This is a genomic window from Enterobacter sp. CPE_E890 (assembly GCF_046521475.1).
In the GTDB taxonomy this organism is placed as follows: domain Bacteria; phylum Pseudomonadota; class Gammaproteobacteria; order Enterobacterales; family Enterobacteriaceae; genus Enterobacter; species Enterobacter adelaidei.
Genome location: NZ_JBKFZW010000001.1, coordinates 766,738 through 789,854 on the forward strand (window position 1 = coordinate 766,738; position 23,117 = coordinate 789,854).

General features: G+C 54.2%; 19 protein-coding genes. All 19 read left to right on the plus strand.

Going from position 1 to position 23,117, the window contains the following annotated elements:
• Nucleotides 1-74 precede the first annotated feature (74 nt).
• The 19 genes from cra (at nucleotide 75) to secA (ending at nucleotide 23,081) form a co-directional block, all read left to right on the plus strand.
• Entirely contained in the window at nucleotides 75-1,082 is a 1,008-nt protein-coding gene (gene cra / locus ACLHV9_RS03715) for a catabolite repressor/activator (protein ID WP_028016676.1), read from the plus strand.
• Between the two features lie 599 nt (nucleotides 1,083-1,681).
• Nucleotides 1,682-2,140: a division/cell wall cluster transcriptional repressor MraZ gene (gene mraZ, locus ACLHV9_RS03720; RefSeq protein WP_021240528.1), complete on the plus strand. Its 459-nt coding sequence runs from the start codon at nucleotides 1,682-1,684 to the stop codon at nucleotides 2,138-2,140.
• Nucleotides 2,141-2,142: 2 nt separating this feature from the next.
• Entirely contained in the window at nucleotides 2,143-3,084 is a 942-nt protein-coding gene (rsmH, locus tag ACLHV9_RS03725; RefSeq protein WP_028016677.1) for a 16S rRNA (cytosine(1402)-N(4))-methyltransferase RsmH, read from the plus strand.
• A complete protein-coding gene (gene ftsL / locus ACLHV9_RS03730) occupies nucleotides 3,081-3,446 on the plus strand; it encodes a cell division protein FtsL (RefSeq protein ID WP_014830643.1) in 366 nt (121 codons plus the stop codon). The genes rsmH and ftsL overlap by 4 nt, the downstream gene beginning before the upstream one ends.
• A 15-nt stretch (nucleotides 3,447-3,461) precedes the next feature.
• Nucleotides 3,462-5,228 (plus strand): peptidoglycan glycosyltransferase FtsI, encoded by a 1,767-nt coding sequence (locus ACLHV9_RS03735; RefSeq protein WP_028016678.1) that lies wholly within the window; start codon nucleotides 3,462-3,464, stop codon nucleotides 5,226-5,228.
• Nucleotides 5,215-6,702: a UDP-N-acetylmuramoyl-L-alanyl-D-glutamate--2,6-diaminopimelate ligase gene (gene murE, locus ACLHV9_RS03740; RefSeq protein ID WP_257246802.1), complete on the plus strand. Its 1,488-nt coding sequence runs from the start codon at nucleotides 5,215-5,217 to the stop codon at nucleotides 6,700-6,702. Before ACLHV9_RS03735 ends, murE begins: the two co-directional genes overlap by 14 nt.
• Complete coding sequence (murF, locus tag ACLHV9_RS03745; protein ID WP_128348249.1) at nucleotides 6,699-8,057, plus strand: UDP-N-acetylmuramoyl-tripeptide--D-alanyl-D-alanine ligase; 1,359 nt, start codon at nucleotides 6,699-6,701, stop codon at nucleotides 8,055-8,057. Before murE ends, murF begins: the two co-directional genes overlap by 4 nt.
• The gene (mraY, locus tag ACLHV9_RS03750; RefSeq protein ID WP_008501985.1) at nucleotides 8,051-9,133 is read left to right on the plus strand and encodes a phospho-N-acetylmuramoyl-pentapeptide-transferase; all 1,083 of its coding nucleotides are present in this window, start codon (nucleotides 8,051-8,053) and stop codon (nucleotides 9,131-9,133) included. Before murF ends, mraY begins: the two co-directional genes overlap by 7 nt.
• 2 nt (nucleotides 9,134-9,135) lie before the next feature.
• A complete protein-coding gene (murD, locus tag ACLHV9_RS03755; protein WP_128348250.1) occupies nucleotides 9,136-10,452 on the plus strand; it encodes a UDP-N-acetylmuramoyl-L-alanine--D-glutamate ligase in 1,317 nt (438 codons plus the stop codon).
• A complete protein-coding gene (ftsW, locus tag ACLHV9_RS03760; protein WP_028016683.1) occupies nucleotides 10,452-11,696 on the plus strand; it encodes a cell division protein FtsW in 1,245 nt (414 codons plus the stop codon). Before murD ends, ftsW begins: the two co-directional genes overlap by 1 nt.
• Nucleotides 11,693-12,757 (plus strand): undecaprenyldiphospho-muramoylpentapeptide beta-N-acetylglucosaminyltransferase, encoded by a 1,065-nt coding sequence (gene murG, locus ACLHV9_RS03765; RefSeq protein ID WP_049005271.1) that lies wholly within the window; start codon nucleotides 11,693-11,695, stop codon nucleotides 12,755-12,757. Before ftsW ends, murG begins: the two co-directional genes overlap by 4 nt.
• Nucleotides 12,758-12,814: 57 nt before the next feature.
• A complete protein-coding gene (gene murC / locus ACLHV9_RS03770) occupies nucleotides 12,815-14,290 on the plus strand; it encodes a UDP-N-acetylmuramate--L-alanine ligase (protein WP_028016685.1) in 1,476 nt (491 codons plus the stop codon).
• Nucleotides 14,283-15,203 (plus strand): D-alanine--D-alanine ligase, encoded by a 921-nt coding sequence (locus ACLHV9_RS03775; RefSeq protein WP_134708294.1) that lies wholly within the window; start codon nucleotides 14,283-14,285, stop codon nucleotides 15,201-15,203. Before murC ends, ACLHV9_RS03775 begins: the two co-directional genes overlap by 8 nt.
• Nucleotide 15,204: 1 nt before the next feature.
• On the plus strand, nucleotides 15,205-16,047 hold the full coding sequence (gene ftsQ, locus ACLHV9_RS03780; RefSeq protein WP_008501979.1) for a cell division protein FtsQ: 843 nt from the start codon (nucleotides 15,205-15,207) through the stop codon (nucleotides 16,045-16,047).
• Nucleotides 16,044-17,300, plus strand: coding sequence for a cell division protein FtsA (gene ftsA / locus ACLHV9_RS03785; protein WP_006173845.1), 1,257 nt, complete (start codon nucleotides 16,044-16,046; stop codon nucleotides 17,298-17,300). Before ftsQ ends, ftsA begins: the two co-directional genes overlap by 4 nt.
• 63 nt (nucleotides 17,301-17,363) lie before the next feature.
• The gene (ftsZ, locus tag ACLHV9_RS03790) at nucleotides 17,364-18,515 is read left to right on the plus strand and encodes a cell division protein FtsZ (RefSeq protein WP_008501978.1); all 1,152 of its coding nucleotides are present in this window, start codon (nucleotides 17,364-17,366) and stop codon (nucleotides 18,513-18,515) included.
• A gap of 101 nt (nucleotides 18,516-18,616) precedes the next feature.
• Nucleotides 18,617-19,534, plus strand: coding sequence for a UDP-3-O-acyl-N-acetylglucosamine deacetylase (lpxC, locus tag ACLHV9_RS03795; protein WP_028016687.1), 918 nt, complete (start codon nucleotides 18,617-18,619; stop codon nucleotides 19,532-19,534).
• Between the two features lie 279 nt (nucleotides 19,535-19,813).
• Nucleotides 19,814-20,317 carry a secA translation cis-regulator SecM gene (secM, locus tag ACLHV9_RS03800; protein WP_407220177.1) on the plus strand — a complete coding sequence of 168 codons (504 nt, stop codon included), beginning with the start codon at nucleotides 19,814-19,816 and terminating at the stop codon, nucleotides 20,315-20,317.
• Between the two features lie 58 nt (nucleotides 20,318-20,375).
• Nucleotides 20,376-23,081 carry a preprotein translocase subunit SecA gene (gene secA / locus ACLHV9_RS03805; protein ID WP_108089569.1) on the plus strand — a complete coding sequence of 902 codons (2,706 nt, stop codon included), beginning with the start codon at nucleotides 20,376-20,378 and terminating at the stop codon, nucleotides 23,079-23,081.
• The last annotated feature ends 36 nt before the right edge of the window (nucleotides 23,082-23,117 follow it).

Here is a 23,117-nt window from a genome sequence, read left to right on the forward strand (position 1 = left end):
GCGTTTAGATGTTAAAAGATTTAACCATAACCTTGACAGGGCCATGGACTCTTTTCTTTTTTTAAGGGGCAATTGTGAAACTGGATGAAATCGCCCGGCTAGCCGGCGTGTCACGAACAACGGCCAGCTATGTGATTAACGGTAAAGCAAAGCAGTACCGTGTCAGCGATAAGACCGTTGAAAAAGTTATGGCGGTGGTTCGTGAACATAACTACCATCCGAATGCTGTCGCAGCCGGTTTGCGTGCCGGGCGCACCCGCTCTATTGGTCTGGTGATCCCGGATCTGGAAAACACCAGCTACACCCGTATCGCTAACTATCTTGAACGTCAGGCTCGCCAGCGTGGCTATCAATTGCTGATTGCCTGCTCGGAAGACCAGCCCGACAACGAAATGCGCTGCATTGAGCACCTGCTCCAGCGTCAGGTGGATGCCATCATCGTTTCGACATCTTTGCCACCAGAGCATCCGTTTTATCAGCGCTGGGCTAACGATTCGTTCCCGATTGTTGCGCTGGATCGCGCCCTGGATCGCGAACACTTCACCAGTGTTGTGGGAGCCGATCAGGATGATGCGGAAATGCTGGCTGCAGAGCTAAGAACCTTTCCGGCTGAAACCGTGCTTTATCTTGGCGCGCTGCCGGAGCTGTCTGTGAGTTTCCTCCGTGAACAGGGATTCAGGACCGCCTGGAAAGACGATCCGCGTGAGGTTCACTATCTCTATGCTAACAGCTATGAACGTGAAGCAGCCGCGCAGCTGTTCGAGAAATGGCTGGAGACGCACCCGATGCCTCAGGCATTGTTCACCACCTCGTTTGCTCTTCTGCAAGGTGTAATGGATGTGACCTTACGTCGGGAAGGTAAGCTGCCATCAGACCTGGCCATTGCCACTTTCGGTGATAACGAACTGCTCGATTTCCTCCAGTGCCCGGTGCTGGCGGTGGCGCAACGTCATCGTGATGTGGCTGAACGTGTACTGGAGATTGTGCTGGCGAGCCTGGATGAGCCGCGGAAACCGAAGCCGGGCCTGACTCGTATCAAACGTAATCTCTACCATCGCGGAATTTTAAGCCGCAACAAATGAAATGATTGGGGCGGCGAAATCTGCCCCATTTTGTTGTAATAATTTGCAGAGATAATTCCCTGACAGAAATTAGGATAATTCCTTAGGAATCATAATCGGCTATTTCTCTTAATTCATTTTGACTTTTAAAATGAGCGTCAAAGAACTTTTAAGCGGGTTTAAGCACCTATTTTTGTATTGTTTTGTTACAAAGCCTATTCGGCCGATGAATATTCAGACGTTTTTCCTTCTCCTGTGTCCGCTTGCATGCCAGCCGCCGTGCTTATCGAGCGCGGTGATGAATCTGGCGCTGTTATCCCCTGAGAATCTGTCATAAAATGCTGCCCGCGTCGCAAACTGACACTTTATATTTATCTGCGATGATATTGAGTGAGTCTTAACGCTCGTGTGCATATTCGGTTTTTTTCTTACAAATATTCATAACGTTAATTTTGCCTCGCCAGTTGTGCAGTTATTAACCAGGACTGTTTAACTCTGTAAATAGAGGGCATTTGAGTCCTTACAGGGAGAGTCCTGGCTTGACAAGCTTTTCCCTCGCTCCGTAAACTCCTTTAGGTGGGAATTTGTGGGTTAAAGTGGTGAGGAGGGGTGAGACTGGCATGTTCCGTGGAGCTACGTTAGTCAATCTCGACAGCAAAGGGCGTTTATCGGTACCAACCCGATACCGCGACCAGCTGATTGAGAACGCTGCGGGTCAAATGGTTTGCACCATTGACATTAACTCCCCCTGCCTGCTGCTTTACCCCTTGCCTGAATGGGAAATTATTGAGCAAAAGCTGTCGCGACTGTCGAGCATGAACCCACAGGAACGCCGCGTGCAGCGGTTGTTATTGGGACATGCGAGTGAGTGTCAGATGGATAACGCAGGGCGATTACTGATTGCACCTGTGTTGCGGCAACATGCCGGTCTGACCAAAGAAGTGATGCTGGTCGGGCAGTTCAACAAGTTTGAACTGTGGGACGAAACGACCTGGTATCAACAGGTCAAGGAAGATATCGACGCTGAGCAGTCTGATTCTGCAACATTATCGGAACGGCTGCAGGACTTGTCTCTATAAATATGATGGAAAATTATAAACATACAACGGTGTTACTGGACGAGGCCGTTAACGGCCTGAATATTCGTCCGGATGGCATCTACATTGATGGCACTTTTGGTCGCGGTGGCCATTCGCGTTTGATCCTCTCCCAACTTGGAGCGGAAGGACGTCTGCTGGCAATCGATCGCGATCCGCAGGCGATTGCCGTGGCGCAAACCATCGATGACCCACGCTTTTCCATCGTGCATGGACCTTTCTCTGCGCTCGCGGAATATGTTGCTGAGCGCGGCCTGACGGGCAAGATCGACGGGATTCTTCTCGATCTTGGCGTCTCTTCACCACAGCTTGATGACGCTGAACGTGGCTTTTCCTTTATGCGTGATGGTCCGCTGGACATGCGTATGGACCCGACTCGTGGCCAATCTGCCGCTGAGTGGTTACAGACTGCTGACGAAGCCGATATTGCATGGGTAATCAAAACCTTCGGCGAGGAGCGCTTTGGCAAACGTATTGCGCGCGCCATTGTTGAGCGTAACCGCATTGAGCCAATGACCCGCACTAAAGAGCTGGCCGAGGTGATCGCGGCGGCGACACCGGTGAAGGATAAACACAAACATCCCGCGACCCGTACCTTCCAGGCGGTTCGCATCTGGGTAAACAGTGAACTGGAGGAAATAGAGCTGGCGCTAAAAAGCTCGCTCGACGTGCTGGCCCCGGGTGGGCGGTTATCCATCATCAGCTTCCATTCGCTGGAAGACCGTATTGTGAAACGCTTTATGCGTGAACAAAGCCGCGGTCCACAAGTCCCAGCGGGGCTGCCGATGACGGAAGAACAACTCAGGAAGCTGGGTGGCCGTCAGTTGCGAGCATTAGGCAAGTTGATGCCGGGCGAAGAAGAGGTGGCAGAGAATCCACGTGCCCGTAGTTCAGTGCTGCGTGTTGCAGAGAGGACGAACGCATGATCAGCAGAGTGACAGAGACCCTAAGCAAAGTTAAGGATTCGTTAGGAAGCAACGAGCGCCATGCCTTGCCTGGCGTGATCGGCGACGATCTTTTGCGGTTTGGGAAGCTGCCACTCTGCTTGTTCATTTGCATCATTGTGACGGCAGTAACGGTGGTCACCACAGCCCACCACACTCGTTTATTAACTGCGCAGCGCGAGCAGATGGTACTGGAACGCGATGCGCTGGATATTGAATGGCGAAATCTGATCCTTGAAGAAAACGCGCTCGGCGATCACAGCCGGGTTGAACGGATCGCAACGGAAAAGCTGCAACTGCAGCATGTTGATCCTTCCCAGGAAAATATCGTAGTACAAAAATAAGGGAAAACGCGACGCATGAAAGCAGCGGCAAAAACGCTAAAACCAAAACGTCAGGAAGAACAGGCCAACTTTGTCAGTTGGCGTTTTGCGTTGCTTTGCGGCTGCATTTTACTGGCACTGGGTTTCCTGCTGGGACGCGTGGCATGGTTACAAATCGTCGCGCCTGACATGCTGGTACGTCAGGGCGATATGCGCTCTCTGCGTGTCCAGGAGGTCTCGACGTCCCGCGGGATGATCACTGACCGCTCAGGCCGTCCGTTGGCGGTGAGTGTGCCGGTCAAAGCGATCTGGGCTGACCCGAAAGAGCTGCACGATGCCGGGGGGATCACCCTCGATAACCGCTGGAAAGCGCTCTCCGATGCTCTGAAAATGCCGCTGGACCAGCTTGCCTCCCGCGTCAACGCTAACCCGAAAGGGCGTTTTATCTATCTGGCGCGTCAGGTGAACCCTGACATGGCTGACTACATTCGCAAACTGAAACTGCCGGGCATTCATCTTCGTGAGGAATCCCGCCGTTATTACCCTTCCGGCGAAGTAACTGCTCACCTCATTGGCTTCACTAACGTCGATAGCCAGGGGATTGAGGGCGTTGAAAAAAGTTTCGATAAGTGGCTCACCGGCCAGCCGGGCGAGCGAATTGTGCGTAAAGACCGCTATGGTCGCGTGATCGAAGATATCTCGTCCACGGACAGCCAGGCGGCACACAACCTGGCGCTGAGTATTGATGAGCGCTTGCAGGCGCTGGTCTACCGCGAGCTGAACAATGCTGTGGCTTTCAACAAAGCGGAGTCAGGTAGCGCCGTGCTGGTGGATGTCAGCACGGGCGAAGTGCTGGCGATGGCCAACAGTCCATCCTATAACCCGAACAACTTTACGGGCACCGCGAAAGACGCGATGCGTAACCGGGCGATCACCGACGTGTTCGAGCCGGGCTCGACGGTGAAACCGATGGTGGTGATGACGGCGCTGCAGCGCGGCATCGTCAATGAAAACACGGTTCTGAACACGATCCCTTACCGTATTAACGGCCACGAGATTAAAGACGTGGCACGCTACAGCGAATTAACCCTGACCGGGGTGTTACAGAAGTCGAGTAACGTCGGTGTTTCAAAGCTGGCGTTAGCGATGCCGTCCTCAGCGTTAGTAGAGACTTACTCACGTTTTGGACTGGGAAAGGCGACCAATTTGGGGTTGGTCGGAGAACGCAGTGGCTTATATCCTCAAAAACAACGGTGGTCTGACATAGAGAGGGCCACCTTCTCTTTCGGCTACGGGCTAATGGTAACCCCGTTACAGTTAGCGCGAGTCTACGCAACGATTGGCAGCTACGGCGTTTATCGTCCGCTGTCGATTACCAAAGTTGATCCACCGGTTCCTGGAGAGAGGATCTTCCCGGAATCTATCGTTCGTACCGTTGTGCATATGATGGAAAGCGTGGCACTGCCTGGTGGCGGTGGCGTAAAAGCGGCGATCAAAGGCTATCGTATCGCCATTAAAACCGGTACGGCGAAAAAAGTCGGGCCAGACGGCCGCTATATCAACAAATACATTGCCTACACCGCAGGCGTTGCGCCTGCAAGCAATCCGCGTTTTGCGCTGGTGGTCGTCATTAACGATCCACAGGCGGGTAAATACTACGGCGGCGCCGTCTCCGCGCCTGTGTTCGGGGCTATTATGGGCGGCGTATTGCGCACCATGAATATCGAACCGGATGCGCTGGCGACGGGCGAAAAAAGTGAATTTGTAATTAATCAAGGCGAGGGTACAGGTGGCAGATCGTAATTTGCGCGACCTTCTCGCTCCGTGGGTGCCAAATGCACCGGAGCGAGCACTGCGAGAAATGGTACTGGACAGCCGCGTGGCTGCATCTGGCGATCTTTTTGTGGCGGTGGTCGGTCATCAGGCGGACGGGCGTCGTTATATCCCGCAGGCGATTGCGCAAGGTGTTGCTGCCATTATTGCTGAGGCCAAAGATGAGGCAACCGACGGTGAGATCCGTGAGATGCACGGGGTGCCGGTTATCTATCTCAGCCAGTTAAATGAGCGTCTTTCCGCGCTGGCGGGGCGTTTCTACCACGAACCTTCCGACCAATTACGTCTGGTTGGCGTGACGGGAACAAACGGAAAAACCACCACCACACAACTCATGGCGCAATGGGCGCAACTGTTGGGTGAAACCGGTGCGGTGATGGGGACCGTAGGCAATGGCCTGCTGGGCAAAGTGAGCCCGACGGAAAATACCACCGGATCAGCGGTTGATGTACAGCATGTCCTTGCTGGTCTGGCAGAGCAGGGGGCAACCTTTGCTGCAATGGAAGTTTCTTCGCATGGACTGGTACAGCACCGTGTGGCGGCGTTGAAATTTGCAGCCTCTGTGTTCACTAACCTGAGCCGCGATCACCTCGATTATCATGGTGATATGGAGCATTACGAAGCCGCAAAATGGCTGCTCTACTCCACGCATCATTGTGGTCAAGCCATCATCAACGCCGACGACGAAGTAGGTCGTCGCTGGCTGGCGAAGCTGCCGGATGCGGTTGCGGTGTCAATGGAAGATCATATTAACCCCAACTGCCATGGTCGCTGGTTGAAGGCCGTTAAGGTGAACTACCACGATAGCGGTGCCACCATCCGCTTTACCTCTTCCTGGGGTGAAGGGGAAATTGAAAGCCGCCTGATGGGGGCGTTTAACGTCAGCAACCTGCTGCTGGCCCTGGCAACATTACTGGCGCTGGGCTATCCGATGGCTGAACTGCTGAAAACTGCCGAACGTCTGCAGCCGGTTTGTGGCCGCATGGAAGTGTTTAGCGCGCCAGGTAAACCGACCGTGGTCGTTGATTATGCCCACACGCCGGATGCGCTGGAAAAAGCGCTGGAAGCGGCGCGCCTGCACTGTGCCGGTAAACTCTGGTGCGTGTTTGGCTGCGGCGGCGATCGCGACAAAGGCAAACGTCCGTTGATGGGTGCCATTGCTGAGCAATTCGCGGATATTCCTGTCGTAACTGATGACAACCCGCGTACCGAAGAGCCGCGTGCCATTATCAACGATATTCTGGCAGGTATGCTGGACGCAGGTCGTGCGCGTGTTGTTGAAGGTCGTGCCGAAGCGGTAACGAACACCATCATGCAGGCGCAGGAAAATGACGTGGTGCTGCTGGCCGGTAAAGGCCATGAAGATTATCAGATTGTTGGCAATCGTCGTCTGGACTACTCGGACCGCGTAACGGCAGCACGTCTGCTGGGAGTGGTGGCATGATTAGCATCACGTTAAGTCAGGCTGCTGCGGTACTGCACGGCGAATTGCTGGGTCAGGATCTGACCATTGACGCCGTGACGACCGACACCCGCAAAGTCACTGCAGGTTGTCTGTTTGTGGCGCTAAAAGGTGAGCGTTTTGACGCGCATGATTTTGCACAGCAGGCCAAAGAAAATGGCGCTGGTGCGCTGCTGGTTAGCCGTAAACTGGCTGTCGATCTGCCGCAGATTGTGGTGAAGGATACGCGTCTCGCTTTTGGCGAGCTGGCGGCATGGGTGCGACAGCAAGTCCCTACTCGCGTCGTGGCCCTGACCGGGTCCTCTGGCAAAACGTCTGTGAAAGAAATGACCGCAGCCATTCTGAGTCAGTGCGGAAATACGCTTTATACCGCAGGCAACCTCAATAATGACGTCGGCGTGCCGATGACATTACTTCGCCTGACCAAAGAGCACGAATTTGCTGTTATCGAGCTGGGGGCAAACCACCAGGGTGAAATTGCCTGGACCGTGAGTTTGACTCGCCCGGAAGCGGCGCTGGTGAATAACCTGGCGGCTGCGCATCTGGAAGGCTTTGGCTCGCTGGAAGGTGTGGCGAAAGCGAAAGGTGAGATCTATACCGGCCTGCCTGTTGACGGCATTGCCATTATGAATGCCGACAACAATGACTGGCTGAACTGGCAGAGCATTATTGGCTCGCGTAAAACCTGGCGCTTTTCGCCGAATGCGGCCAACAGTGATTTTACCGCAACCAATATTCATGTGACGTCGCATGGCACGGAATTCACGCTCACTACCCCAACCGGGGGCGTCGATGTTCTGCTGCCACTGCCGGGTCGCCATAATATCGCCAATGCGCTTGCGGCGGCGGCATTGTCGACAGCGGTAGGTGCTTCGCATGAAGCGATTAAAACCGGGCTGGCAAATTTAAAAGCCGTACCGGGACGCTTGTTCCCTATCCAGCTTGCTGACAACAAACTGCTGCTGGATGACTCCTACAACGCGAACGTCGGTTCGATGACGGCTGCGGTGCAGGTGCTGTCTGAGATGCCGGGCTACCGCATCATGGTAGTGGGTGATATGGCTGAGCTGGGCGACGAAAGCGAAGCCTGCCACACTCAGGTCGGTGAAGCGGCGAAAGCGGCGGGACTGGACTGCGTATTGAGCGCAGGAAAACTGAGCCAGGCGATTAGCCAGGCCAGCGGCGTTGGCGAGCATTTTGCCGATAAAGCTGCGTTGATTAAACGCCTCAACGCGTTGATTGCAGAAAAACAAATTGTGACAGTACTTGTGAAAGGTTCACGTAGTGCCGCCATGGAAGAGGTTGTGCACGCATTACAGGAGAACGGGACATGTTAGTTTGGCTGGCCGAGCATTTGGTCAAATATTACTCAGGCTTTAACGTCTTTTCCTATCTGACGTTTCGCGCCATTGTCAGCCTGCTGACTGCGCTGTTCATCTCATTGTGGATGGGCCCGCGCATGATTGCCCGTCTGCAAAAACTCTCTTTTGGCCAGGTCGTGCGTAACGATGGTCCGGAGTCGCACTTCAGCAAACGTGGTACCCCTACCATGGGTGGGATCATGATCCTGACCGCCATTGTGGTGTCAGTATTGCTGTGGGCGTACCCGTCCAACCCATATGTCTGGTGTGTACTGACCGTCCTGGTTGGCTACGGCATTATTGGCTTTGTCGATGACTACCGCAAAGTGGTGCGTAAAGACACCAAGGGCCTGATCGCCCGCTGGAAGTACTTCTGGATGTCGGTGATTGCGCTGGGCGTGGCCTTTGCGCTGTACCTGGCTGGAAAAGACACACCGGCCACCGAGCTGGTGGTACCGTTCTTTAAAGACGTGATGCCGCAACTTGGGTTGTTCTACATCCTGCTGGCGTATTTCGTCATTGTTGGTACCGGTAATGCCGTCAACCTGACCGATGGACTGGATGGTCTGGCGATTATGCCAACCGTCTTCGTGGCCGCGGGTTTTGCGCTGGTAGCGTGGGCGACCGGTAACATGAACTTTGCCAACTATTTGCACATTCCTTATCTGCGACACGCGGGTGAGCTGGTAATCGTCTGTACGGCGATTGTCGGTGCGGGACTGGGCTTCCTGTGGTTCAACACCTACCCGGCGCAGGTCTTTATGGGGGATGTCGGTTCCCTGGCTTTGGGCGGTGCGCTCGGCATTATTGCCGTTCTGCTGCGTCAGGAGTTCCTGCTGGTGATCATGGGGGGTGTGTTTGTGGTTGAAACCCTGTCGGTGATTTTGCAGGTCGGTTCCTTCAAGCTGCGCGGTCAGCGTATCTTCCGTATGGCACCGATCCACCACCACTATGAACTGAAAGGCTGGCCAGAACCGCGCGTCATTGTGCGCTTCTGGATTATTTCGCTGATGCTGGTGCTGATTGGCCTGGCAACGCTGAAGGTACGTTAATCATGGCAGATTACCAGGGCAAAAAAGTCGTTATCATCGGGTTGGGCCTTACTGGCCTTTCCTGCGTGGACTTTTTCCTCGCGCGCGGCGTGACGCCACGCGTGATGGATACGCGTGTCTCACCGCCGGGTCTGGACAAGCTGCCGGAACAGGTTGAACGCCACCTTGGTGGTCTGAATGATGACTGGTTGCTGGCAGCCGATCTGATTGTCGCCAGCCCGGGTATGGCCCTGGCGCATCCGTCACTGAGCGCTGCTGCGGATGCGGGCGTTGAGATTGTCGGCGATATCGAACTGTTCTGCCGCGAAGCACAGGCACCGGTTATTGCCATTACCGGTTCTAACGGCAAAAGCACCGTAACCACTCTGGTGGGTGAGATGGCGAAAGCTGCAGGCATGAACGTAGGGGTAGGCGGTAATATCGGCCTGCCAGCGCTGATGCTGCTGGACAAAGGCTGTGAACTATATGTCCTCGAGCTTTCCAGCTTCCAGCTGGAAACGACCTCCAGCCTGCACGCTGCCGCTGCGACGATCCTTAACGTGACCGAAGATCATATGGACAGATATCCATTTGGTCTGCAGCAGTACCGTGCTGCCAAGCTGCGCGTGTATGAAAATGCCAAAGTCTGTGTGGTCAATGCGGATGACGCGCTGACCATGCCAGTGCGTGGGGCGGATGAACGCTGCATTAGCTTCGGTATTACCATGGGTGATTACCACCTGAACCGTCAGCAAGGGGAAACCTGGCTGCGGGTAAAAGGTGAGAAAGTGCTGAACGTCAAAGAGATGAAACTCTCCGGTCAGCATAACTATACCAATGCCCTGGCAGCACTGGCGCTGGCGGATGCAGTGGGTTTACCGCGCTCTTCCAGCCTGAAAGCGTTGACCACGTTTTCCGGTCTGGCGCATCGTTTCCAGCTGGCGCTGGAGCATAACGGCGTTCGCTGGATTAACGACTCCAAAGCTACCAATGTGGGCAGCACTGAGGCTGCGCTGAACGGCCTGCACGTTGACGGCACGCTGCATCTGCTGTTGGGCGGCGACGGTAAGTCAGCCGATTTCTCCTCCCTGAAGCAGTATCTTACTGGCGATAACATTCGTCTCTACTGCTTTGGTCGTGACGGCAGTGAACTGGCTGAACTGCGCCCTGAGGTCGCCGAGCAAACCGAAACCATGGAACAGGCTATGCGTCTGATTGCCCCACGTGTGAAGCCTGGCGATATGGTGCTGCTCTCTCCGGCGTGCGCCAGTCTTGACCAATTCAAGAATTTCGAACAGCGTGGTGATGTCTTTACCCGCCTGGCGAAGGAGTTAGGCTGATGCGTTTATCTCTCCCTCGCCTGAGAATGCCGCGCCTGCCAGGATTTGGGATCTTGGTGTGGTTGTTTGCGGCACTGAAAGGCTGGGTGATGGGCTCTCGTCAAAAAGATAACGACAGCCTGATCATGTACGATCGCACGCTGTTCTGGCTCACGCTGGGGCTGGCAGCGGTCGGTTTTATTATGGTGACATCGGCCTCAATGCCTGTTGGACAGCGTCTGGCGAACGATCCTTTCCTGTTTGCCAAGCGTGATGGTCTGTACATCATCCTGGCATTCTGCCTGGCGTTGGTGACTTTACGTCTGCCGATGGAGTTCTGGCAGCGGCACAGTACGGCAATGCTGATTGCTTCAATCATCATGCTGCTGATCGTTCTGGTGGTGGGGAGCTCCGTAAACGGGGCATCGCGCTGGATTGCCTTTGGCCCGCTGCGTATTCAGCCTGCGGAATTTACCAAGCTCTCCCTGTTCTGCTACCTGGCTAACTACCTGGTGCGTAAGGTAGATGAAGTGCGTAACAACCTGCGCGGCTTCTTAAAACCGATGGGCGTGATTCTGGTGCTGGCGGTATTACTGCTGGCGCAGCCTGACCTCGGTACCGTTGTCGTGCTGTTCGTTACCACCCTGGCGATGCTGTTCCTGGCGGGCGCGAAGCTGTGGCAGTTCATCGCTATCATCGGGATGGGGATTTCGGCGGTTGTGCTGCTGATCCTCGCCGAGCCTTATCGTATCCGCCGTGTGACATCCTTCTGGAATCCGTGGGAAGACCCGTTCGGCAGCGGTTATCAGCTGACTCAGTCGTTGATGGCCTTTGGACGTGGTGAGGTCTGGGGGCAAGGCCTGGGCAATTCCGTTCAAAAGCTGGAGTATTTACCGGAAGCGCATACTGACTTCATCTTCTCCATTATTGCGGAAGAACTGGGTTATATCGGTGTGGTATTAGCGCTATTAATGGTATTCTTCGTCGCTTTCCGCGCCATGTCTATTGGCCGAAAAGCGCTGGAAATCGATCACCGTTTCTCAGGTTTCTTAGCCTGCTCAATTGGTATCTGGTTTAGTTTCCAGGCATTGGTTAACGTCGGGGCCGCAGCAGGTATGCTGCCGACCAAAGGCCTGACGTTGCCGTTGATCAGTTATGGTGGTTCGAGTCTGTTGATCATGTCGACAGCCATCATGTTTTTGTTACGCATAGATTATGAGACGCGTCTGGAGAAAGCCCAGGCGTTTACACGAGGTTCACGATGAATCAACCGAAGCGGTTAATGGTGATGGCAGGCGGTACCGGGGGGCATGTGTTCCCGGGGCTGGCGGTTGCGCACCATTTAATGGATCAGGGCTGGCAGGTTCGCTGGCTTGGAACCGCAGACCGCATGGAAGCCGATCTGGTGCCGAAGCACGGGATCGAGATCGACTTTATTCGTATTTCTGGCCTGCGTGGCAAAGGTATCAAGGCGCTACTCCTGGCGCCGGTGCGAATTTTTAACGCCTGGCGTCAGGCGCGCACCATCATGAAGCGCTTTAAGCCGGATGTGGTACTGGGCATGGGCGGTTATGTGTCTGGTCCTGGCGGGCTGGCTGCATGGTCATTAGGTATCCCTGTCGTATTGCATGAGCAGAACGGAATTGCCGGCCTGACTAACAAATGGCTGGCGAAAATTGCCACCAAAGTCATGCAGGCGTTTCCCGGCGCGTTCCCGAAAGCGGACGTCGTGGGTAACCCGGTTCGTGTGGATGTGCTGGCACTGCCGCTGCCGGATGCTCGCCTGACGGGCCGTGAAGGGCCGGTTCGTGTGCTGGTCGTCGGCGGTTCTCAGGGCGCGCGCATCTTAAACCAGACGATGCCGCAGGTTGCTGCAAAGCTGGGGGATGCCGTTACCATCTGGCACCAGAGCGGCAAAGGTGCTCAGCAGACCGTTGAGCAGGCTTACGCCGAGGCGGGGCAGTCGCAGCATAACGTTACAGAGTTTATTGATGACATGGCAGCAGCATACGCCTGGGCCGACGTCGTCGTTTGTCGCTCAGGCGCGCTGACGGTGAGCGAGATCGCCGCCGCCGGTTTACCCGCGCTGTTTGTGCCATTCCAGCACAAAGACAGACAGCAGTACTGGAATGCGCTGCCGCTTGAGAAAGCGGGTGCCGCAAAAATATTTGAGCAGCCACAATTTACCGCCGATGCGGTCGCCACCACCCTGGCGGGCTGGAACAGAGACGTATTACTGGAGATGGCAGAACGCGCGCGCGCGACCGCCATCCCTGATGCGACGGAACGGGTGGCAAAAGAAGTGAGCCTGGCTGCCCAGGCTTAACCCTCGCAGCGCGTGTTGCGCTGCACGAATTTTTAAGTAGTCGATGGCGTTTAGAGAATGAATACACAACAACTGGCAAAACTGCGTTCAATCGTGCCCGAGATGCGTCGCGTCCGGCACATTCACTTTGTTGGCATCGGTGGTGCTGGCATGGGCGGTATTGCCGAAGTGTTAGCTAACGAAGGTTATCAGATCAGCGGGTCTGACCTCGCGCCAAACCCTGTTACGCAGCAACTGGCGTCGCTTGGGGCGACTATCTATTTCAACCATCGCCCGGAAAACGTGCGCGATGCGAGCGTGGTGGTGGTATCGAGCGCCATCTCCTCTGACAACCCGGAAATTGTTGCCGCCCATGAAGCGCGAATTCCGGTGATCCGCCGTGCAGAAATGCTGGCGGAATTGATGCGTTTTCGCCACGGTATCGCCATTGCCGGTACCCACGGTAAAACCACGACCACGGCGATGGTCTCCAGTATTTATGCGGAAGCGGGTCTCGACCCGACGTTCGTCAATGGTGGTCTGGTCAAAGCCGCAGGCGTACATGCGCGTCTGGGACACAGTCGTTATTTGATTGCGGAAGCAGATGAGAGCGACGCGTCGTTCCTGCACCTGCAGCCGATGGTGGCGATTGTCACTAACATCGAAGCTGACCATATGGATACCTACCAGGGTGACTTCGAGAACTTAAAACAGACTTTCATCAACTTCCTGCATAACCTGCCGTTCTATGGACGCGCGGTGATGTGCGTGGACGATCCCGTGATCCGCGAGCTGCTGCCGCGTGTCGGGCGTCAAATCACCACTTATGGTTTCAGCGAAGATGCTGATGTCCGTGTGGAAGAATACAAACAGATTGGTGCGCAGGGGCATTTCACCCTCGCGCGTCAGGACAAAGAACTGCTGCACGTGACGCTGAATGCGCCAGGCCGTCATAACGCCCTGAATGCGGCAGCGGCCGTTGCTGTTGCAACGGAAGAAGGTATTGATGATGAGGCGATTCTGAGGGCGCTGGAGAGCTTCCAGGGGACTGGCCGTCGTTTCGACTTCCTCGGTGAATTCCCGCTGGACGCCGTGAATGGTAAAGCCGGTACCGCGATGCTGGTGGACGATTACGGCCACCATCCGACCGAAGTGGACGCGACCATCAAAGCCGCGCGCGCTGGCTGGCCTGACAAGAATCTGGTCATGATCTTCCAGCCGCACCGCTTCACGCGTACCCGCGATCTGTATGATGACTTCGCCAGCGTGCTTTCACAGGTCGATACCCTGTTAATGCTGGATGTTTATTCTGCAGGCGAAACCGCGATTCCAGGTGCTGACAGCCGTTCATTATGTCGCACCATTCGTGGCCGCGGGAAAGTGGACCCTATTCTGGTTTCTGACCCGGCGCAGGTGGCAGAAATTCTGGCACCGGTACTGACAGGTAACGATTTAATTCTGATTCAGGGTGCCGGAAATATCGGCAAAATCGCCCGTACCTTAGCCGAAATCAAACTGAAGCCGCAAACCCAGGAGGATGAGCATCATGGCTGATAAGATTGCTGTCCTGTCTGGTGGTACCTCCGCAGAGCGCGAGGTTTCCCTGAATTCCGGTGCGGCGGTGCTGGCGGGTCTGCGTGAAGGTGGCGTCAATGCCCATCCGGTCGATCCGAAAGAGACGGATGTGACGCAACTGAAAGCGATGGGTTTCGATAAGGTCTTTATCGCGCTGCACGGTCGTGGTGGCGAAGACGGTACCCTGCAAGGGTTGCTGGATTTAATCGGCATGCCGTACACCGGCAGCGGCGTGATGGCTTCCGCAATCTCTATGGATAAACTGCGCAGCAAATTGCTGTGGCAGGGGGCAGGCTTGCCTGTCGCGCCATGGGTTGCACTGACGCGTCGCGAATTTGAATTGGGCCTGTCGGATAGCGTTAATACACGCATTGCTGAACTGGGCTTACCGGTTATTGTTAAGCCGAGTCGGGAAGGTTCAAGTGTTGGGATGTCCAAAGTTGATAAAGCTGAAGATTTATCAGCCGCTTTAGAACTGGCATTTCAACATGATGAAGAAGTTCTGATTGAGAAATGGCTCAGCGGACCGGAATTTACCGTTGCGATGCTTGGCGAAGAAATTTTACCGTCAATTCGTATCCAACCCGCTGGAGTCTTCTATGATTATGAGGCGAAGTATCTCTCTGATGAGACGCAATATTTCTGCCCAAGTGGTCTTGAAGCAGAACGTGAAGCAGATTTACAGTCCCTGGTGCTTAAAGCCTGGAATGTTCTAGGATGCCGCGGCTGGGGACGCATTGATGTCATGCTCGACAGTGATGGCCAATTTTACCTGCTGGAAGCCAATACTTCGCCAGGCATGACCAGCCACAGCCTTGTGCCGATGGCTGCGCGTCAGGCGGGAATGAGTTTCTCGCAGTTAGTCGTACGTATTCTGGACCAGGCGGGCTGATATGTCTCAGGCTGCATTGAACACACGCAACCGCGATGACGAAGAAGAATACACTTCTTCACGCCGGAGTAATGGAACGCGTCTTGCAGGGATTATTTTCCTGCTCGGGGTGCTGTGCACCGTGTTTATCAGCGGCTGGATGGTCCTGGGCTGGATGGAAGACGCCCAACGGTTACCGCTTTCTAAGCTGGTGGTCACCGGTGAACGTCACTACACGCGAAACGATGATATTCGCCAGTCAATTCTGGCGCTGGGATCGCCTGGCACCTTTATGACTCAGGACGTCAATATTATCCAGAGCCAGATTGAACGTCTGCCGTGGATAAAACAGGCGAGTGTAAGAAAGCAATGGCCTGATGAATTGAAGATTCATCTGGTTGAATATGTGCCCATTGCGCGTTGGAATGATCAGCACATGGTTGACGTAGACGGAAATTCCTTCAGCGTCCCGACCGATCGTGTCAACAAGCAAAATCTACCGATGTTGTATGGCCCTGAAGGTAGCGAAAATGAAGTGTTACAGGGTTTTCGCGAAATGGGACAGGTGCTGGCAAAAGACAGGTTCACGTTAAAAGATGCTGCCATGACGGCACGCCGCTCCTGGCAGTTGACGTTAACGAACGGCATAAAGCTTAACCTGGGTCGCGGCGACACAATGAAGCGTCTGGCGCGTTTTGTAGAACTTTACCCGGTTTTACAGCAGCAGGCACAGACTGACGGCAAACGGATAAGCTACGTTGATTTGCGCTATGACTCAGGCGCAGCAGTCGGTTGGGTACCGGCTCCGGTCGAGGAACCTAATCAGCAACAGAATCAGGCACAGGTACAGGCAGAACAACAATGATCAAGGCGACGGACAGAAAACTGGTAGTTGGACTGGAGATTGGCACCGCGAAGGTTGCCGCTTTAGTAGGGGAAGTTCTGCCCGACGGTATGGTCAATATCATTGGCGTGGGCAGTTGCCCGTCCCGTGGTATGGATAAAGGTGGGGTAAACGATCTTGAATCGGTGGTGAAATGCGTACAGCGCGCCATCGATCAGGCTGAATTGATGGCAGATTGCCAGATTTCTTCTGTCTATCTGGCCCTTTCTGGTAAGCATATTAGCTGCCAGAACGAAATCGGTATGGTTCCGATTTCTGAAGAAGAAGTAACACAGGAAGACGTTGAAAACGTTGTGCATACGGCGAAATCCGTGCGTGTCCGCGATGAGCATCGCGTACTGCATGTGATCCCGCAGGAATATGCCATCGACTACCAGGAGGGTATCAAGAACCCGGTAGGTCTTTCTGGCGTGCGTATGCAGGCAAAAGTGCACCTGATCACATGTCACAACGATATGGCGAAGAACATTGTAAAAGCTGTTGAACGTTGTGGCCTGAAAGTTGACCAACTTATTTTCGCCGGTCTGGCGGCAAGTTATTCCGTGCTGACCGAAGATGAACGTGAACTGGGCGTCTGTGTGGTCGATATTGGTGGTGGTACAATGGACATGGCCGTATATACCGGCGGTGCTCTGCGCCACACCAAAGTGATCCCTTACGCAGGGAATGTTGTGACCAGCGATATTGCTTACGCTTTTGGTACGCCACCGAGCGATGCAGAAGCGATTAAAGTGCGCCATGGTTGTGCGCTGGGGTCTATCGTTGGTAAAGATGAGAGCGTTGAAGTGCCAAGCGTAGGTGGTCGTCCACCGCGCAGTCTGCAACGCCAGACGCTGGCAGAGGTGATCGAGCCGCGCTATACCGAGCTGCTCAATCTCGTCAACGAAGAGATTTTACAGTTACAGGAACAGCTTCGTCAGCAGGGTGTTAAGCATCATCTCGCGGCGGGGATTGTATTAACCGGCGGTGCAGCGCAAATTGAAGGTCTTGCAGCCTGTGCTCAGCGCGTGTTCCATACGCAGGTGCGTATTGGTGCGCCACTGAATATCACCGGTTTAACGGATTATGCTCAGGAGCCTTATTATTCAACGGCTGTGGGCCTGCTTCACTATGGGAAAGAATCTCATCTCAGTGGCGAAGCAGAAGTGGAAAAACGCGTCTCAGTGGGGTCGTGGGTCAAACGACTGAACAACTGGTTGCGAAAAGAGTTTTAATTTTTTTAAGAGACCGGAGAGAATTAGCGGTCTCGGGCGACAGGCACAACGGAGAGAGAAATTATGTTTGAACCTATGGAACTGACCAACGACGCGGTGATTAAAGTCATCGGCGTCGGTGGCGGCGGCGGTAACGCCGTAGAGCATATGGTGCGTGAACGCATTGAGGGTGTTGAATTCTTCGCAGTTAACACCGATGCCCAGGCACTGCGTAAAACGGCTGTTGGCCAGACAATCCAGATCGGCGGTGGTATCACCAAAGGGCTGGGCGCTGGGGCTAACCCGGAAGTCGGTCGCAATGCGGCTGAAGAAGATCGTGAAGCCCTGCGTGCTGCACTGGAAGGTGCGGACATGGTCTTCATCGCAGCAGGCATGGGCGGCGGTACCGGTACTGGTGCTGCACCTGTTGTGGCTGAAGTTGCGAAAGATTTAGGTATCCTGACCGTTGCTGTTGTGACTAAGCCTTTCAACTTTGAAGGCAAGAAGCGCATGGCCTTTGCGGAGCAGGGTATCACCGAGCTGTCCAAACATGTGGACTCTCTGATCACCATCCCGAACGACAAGCTGTTGAAAGTTCTGGGTCGCGGTATCTCCCTGCTGGACGCCTTTGGCGCAGCAAACGACGTGCTGAAAGGCGCGGTTCAGGGTATCGCCGAACTGATCACCCGTCCTGGCCTGATGAACGTTGACTTTGCAGACGTTCGCACCGTGATGTCCGAAATGGGCTACGCGATGATGGGCTCTGGCGTGGCGAGCGGTGAAGACCGTGCAGAAGAAGCGGCTGAAATGGCTATCTCTTCTCCACTGCTGGAAGATATCGACCTGTCTGGTGCGCGCGGCGTGCTGGTCAACATTACCGCTGGCTTTGACCTGCGTCTGGATGAGTTCGAAACCGTGGGTAACACCATTCGTGCGTTCGCCTCTGACAATGCGACCGTGGTAATCGGTACTTCCCTTGATCCAGAAATGAACGACGAACTCCGCGTGACTGTGGTTGCCACCGGTATCGGTATGGACAAGCGTCCTGAAATCACGCTGGTGACTAACAAACAGACTCAGCAACCGGTAATGGACCGTTACCAGCAGCACGGTATGTCTCCTTTGACTCAGGAGCAGAAGCCGGCCGCGAAAGTGGTTAATGACCCAACACCGCAAACTGCGAAAGAGCCAGATTATCTGGATATCCCGGCATTCCTGCGTAAGCAAGCTGACTAAGAATTGGCTGGAATTTGGGGATTTGCGCTCTTTGTGCTAAACTGGCCCACCGTTAGTGATATACACTCTCGGTTGGATAGTTAATTTGGCGAGATTATACGATGATCAAACAAAGGACACTTAAACGTATCGTTCAGGCGACTGGCGTCGGTTTACATACCGGCAAAAAAGTCACACTGACGTTACGCCCTGCGCCGGCCAATACCGGGGTCATCTATCGTCGCACCGACTTGAATCCACCGGTAGATTTTCCGGCCGATGCCAAATCTGTGCGTGATACTATGCTCTGTACTTGTCTGGTGAACGAGCATGACGTGCGGATTTCTACCGTAGAGCACCTGAACGCAGCCCTGGCGGGTCTGGGTATCGACAACATTATTGTTGAAGTTGATGCGCCAGAAATCCCGATTATGGATGGTAGTGCTGCTCCGTTCGTTTATCTGTTGCTGGATGCTGGCATCGAAGAACTGAACTGCGCGAAGAAATTTGTTCGCATCAAAGAGACCGTTCGTGTCGAAGATGGCGACAAGTGGGCTGAATTCAAACCGTACAATGGTTTCTCGTTGGACTTTACCATCGACTTTAACCATCCGGCGATTGATTCCAGCACCCAACGCTATGCGATGAACTTCTCTGCTGATGCATTTATGCGCCAGATCAGCCGTGCCCGTACATTTGGCTTCATGCGTGATATCGAATATCTGCAGTCCCGCGGCCTGTGCCTGGGCGGCAGCTTCGATTGTGCCATCGTTGTTGACGATTATCGCGTACTGAACGAAGACGGCCTGCGTTTCGAAGATGAATTCGTTCGTCACAAAATGCTGGACGCTATTGGCGACCTGTTCATGTGTGGTCACAACATCATTGGTGCATTTACCGCGTTCAAATCCGGTCATGCGCTGAACAACAAACTGTTGCAGGCCGTCCTGGCAAAACAGGAAGCCTGGGAATATGTGACCTTCGAAGACGAAGCAGAGCTGCCTCTGGCGTTCAAAGCACCAAGCACGGTTCTGGCGTAACGGTACAAGCCGTTTCGTAAAAAATCGACTGGTTAACCTGGTACTCTCTCCGACCAGGGGAACCAGTCGTTTTTATTTATACCTATCTTCATTTTTGCCCTCAGTCTCTCAATCCGTTGCCATACGTTGAAAATCTGTGCGTTAGCTGCATTCTTGACCGTTTTTCCCCGCAGTAGTACGTCATTCCTGCTGCTGTGTATTGGCTTTAGTGGTAATATCTGGGCGCTTAAAAGAATAACTGACTTCAGCTTGTAAAGGCTGACTTATGTGGTGGAGCAAGTGAGCGGAATACTGACGCGCTGGCGACAATTTGGCAGACGTTACTTCTGGCCGCATCTCTTATTAGGGATGGTCGCGGCGAGTCTCGGCTTGCCTGCGCTCAGTAACAGTGCTGAAGCAGCGACACCGCCGAAAACCTCCACAACCAAACACGATCTCAATACGCGGGTTAATTTTACGAACCTCGCGTGGCTTGAAGCCAGTCGCCGCCCTAATTTCTCAGTAGATTACTGGCACCAGCACGCCATTCGCACGGTTATCCGCCATTTGTCAATTGCGATGGCACCGCAGGCAATGCCTGTTGCTGAAACGGCGCGGCCGGAGCAGGCTCAGCATCTTGCCCTGCTCGATACGCTTAATGCGCTGCTCACTCAGGATAGCCAGCCACCGGTCATGGTGCGTCAGACGGCGCGATTCGTGTTCGTTCCTCCTGCCTCATTCTCCGTTTCAACATGGATTAGCCAGGTTCACGGTATTCGCGCCGGGCCTCAACGCCTCAGTTAAATTAACTTTTTCAATACCTTAATTTATCTGCCCACGATGGGGCGTTTGAGAATTTATTATGCTAATCAAATTATTAACCAAAGTTTTCGGTAGTCGTAACGATCGTACCCTGCGCCGTATGCGCAAAGCCGTCGCAGTCATCAATGGCATGGAACCGGCGATGGAGAAGCTCTCTGATGACGAGCTGAAAGCCAAAACGGCGGAATTCCGTGCGCGTCTGGAAAAAGGTGAAACCTTAGAAAGCCTGATCCCGGAAGCTTTCGCCGTGGTCCGTGAAGCGAGCAAGCGTGTGTTCGGCATGCGTCACTTCGATGTTCAGCTGCTGGGTGGTATGGTGCTCAACGAACGCTGCATCGCGGAAATGCGTACCGGTGAAGGTAAAACCCTGACCGCAACGCTGCCGGCATACCTGAACGCGCTGACCGGTAAAGGCGTTCACGTCGTCACCGTCAACGACTATCTGGCACAGCGTGACGCCGAAAACAACCGTCCACTGTTCGAATTCCTCGGTATGACTGTCGGCATCAACATGTCTGGTCTGCCTGCGCCAGCCAAGCGTGAAGCGTATAACGCGGATATTACCTACGGTACGAACAACGAATACGGTTTCGACTACCTGCGTGACAACATGGCGTTCAGCCCGGAAGAGCGCGTACAGCGTAAGCTGCATTATGCGCTGGTGGATGAGGTGGACTCCATCCTGATCGATGAAGCGCGTACTCCGCTGATTATCTCCGGCCCGGCTGAAGACAGCTCTGAGATGTACCGTAAAGTCGACAAAATCATTCCACACCTGCTGCGTCAGGAGAAAGAAGACTCCGATACCTTCCAGGGTGAAGGCCACTTCTCCGTTGATGAAAAAGCGCGCCAGGTGAACCTGACCGAGCGTGGTCTGGTGAAAATTGAAGAACTGCTGGTCGCTGAAGGCATCATGGAAGAGGGAGAGTCTCTGTACTCTCCGGGCAACATCATGCTGATGCACCACGTGACCGCAGCCCTGCGTGCCCATGCCTTGTTTACCCGCGACGTCGACTACATCGTAAAAGACGGCGAAGTGATCATCGTCGATGAACACACCGGCCGTACCATGCAGGGGCGTCGCTGGTCTGATGGCCTGCACCAGGCTGTGGAAGCCAAAGAAGGTGTGGATATTCAGAATGAAAACCAGACGCTGGCGTCTATCACCTTCCAGAACTACTTCCGTCTGTACGAGAAGCTGGCGGGCATGACCGGTACTGCCGATACCGAAGCGTTTGAATTCAGCTCCATCTATAAGCTGGATACCGTGGTGGTGCCAACCAACCGTCCAATGATCCGTAAGGATATGCCGGACCTGGTGTACATGACCGAAGCGGAAAAAATTCAGGCGATCATCGAAGATATTCGCGATCGTACTGCGAATGGTCAGCCGGTTCTGGTAGGGACCATCTCCATCGAGAAATCCGAAGTGGTTTCTCACGAGCTGACTAAAGCGGGTATCAAACACAACGTTCTGAACGCTAAATTCCACGCCAAAGAAGCAGATATCGTTGCGCAGGCGGGTTATCCGGCTGCCGTGACCATTGCCACCAACATGGCGGGCCGTGGTACCGATATTATGCTGGGCGGTAGCTGGCAGGCTGAAGTGGCTGAACTGGAAAACCCAACGCCAGAACAGATTGCACAGATCAAAGCCGACTGGCAGGTTCGTCATGACGCGGTTCTGGCGTCCGGTGGTCTGCACATTATCGGTACCGAGCGTCACGAATCTCGTCGTATTGATAACCAGCTGCGTGGTCGTGCGGGTCGTCAGGGTGATGCCGGTTCTTCCCGCTTCTACCTGTCTATGGAAGATGCGCTGATGCGTATTTTCGCCTCTGACCGTGTATCCGGCATGATGCGTAAGCTGGGCATGAAACCAGGCGAAGCCATCGAGCACCCGTGGGTCACTAAAGCGATTGCAAACGCGCAGCGTAAAGTGGAAAGCCGCAACTTTGATATTCGTAAGCAGCTGCTGGAATATGATGATGTGGCTAACGATCAGCGTCGTGCGATCTACACCCAGCGTAACGAACTGCTGGATGTGTCTGACGTGAGCGAAACCATTAACAGCATTCGTGAAGACGTATTTAAAGCGACTATCGACGCGCATATTCCACCGCAGTCTCTGGAAGAGATGTGGGATATCGAAGGTCTCCAGGAACGTCTGAAAAACGACTTTGACCTCGATCTGCCAATCAAAGAGTGGCTGGACAAAGAGCCTGAGCTGCATGAAGAGACGCTGCGCGAACGTATTTACGAAACTGCGCTGGATGTCTACAAGCGTAAGGAAGAAGTCGTTGGTGCTGAGATGATGCGTCACTTCGAAAAAGGTGTGATGCTGCAGACCCTGGACTCACTGTGGAAAGAGCACCTGGCGGCGATGGACTACCTGCGTCAGGGTATCCACCTGCGTGGCTATGCGCAGAAAGATCCGAAGCAGGAATATAAGCGTGAATCCTTCTCGATGTTTGCGTCGATGCTGGAGTCACTGAAATATGAAGTGATCAGCACCCTGAGCAAGGTTCAGGTGCGTATGCCGGAGGAAGTGGAAGCGATGGAGCAGCAGCGTCGCGAAGAAGCTGAGCGTCTGGCACAGATGCAACAGCTGAGCCACCAGACTGATGACAGTGAAGCCGCAGCGGCGATCGCAGCGCAGACAGGCGATCGTAAAGTGGGCCGTAACGATCCGTGCCCATGTGGTTCCGGTAAAAAATACAAGGCGTGCCACGGCCGTCTGAACTAAGTTCATGAAAAAGCAAAAAGGCGCAGACATCTGCGC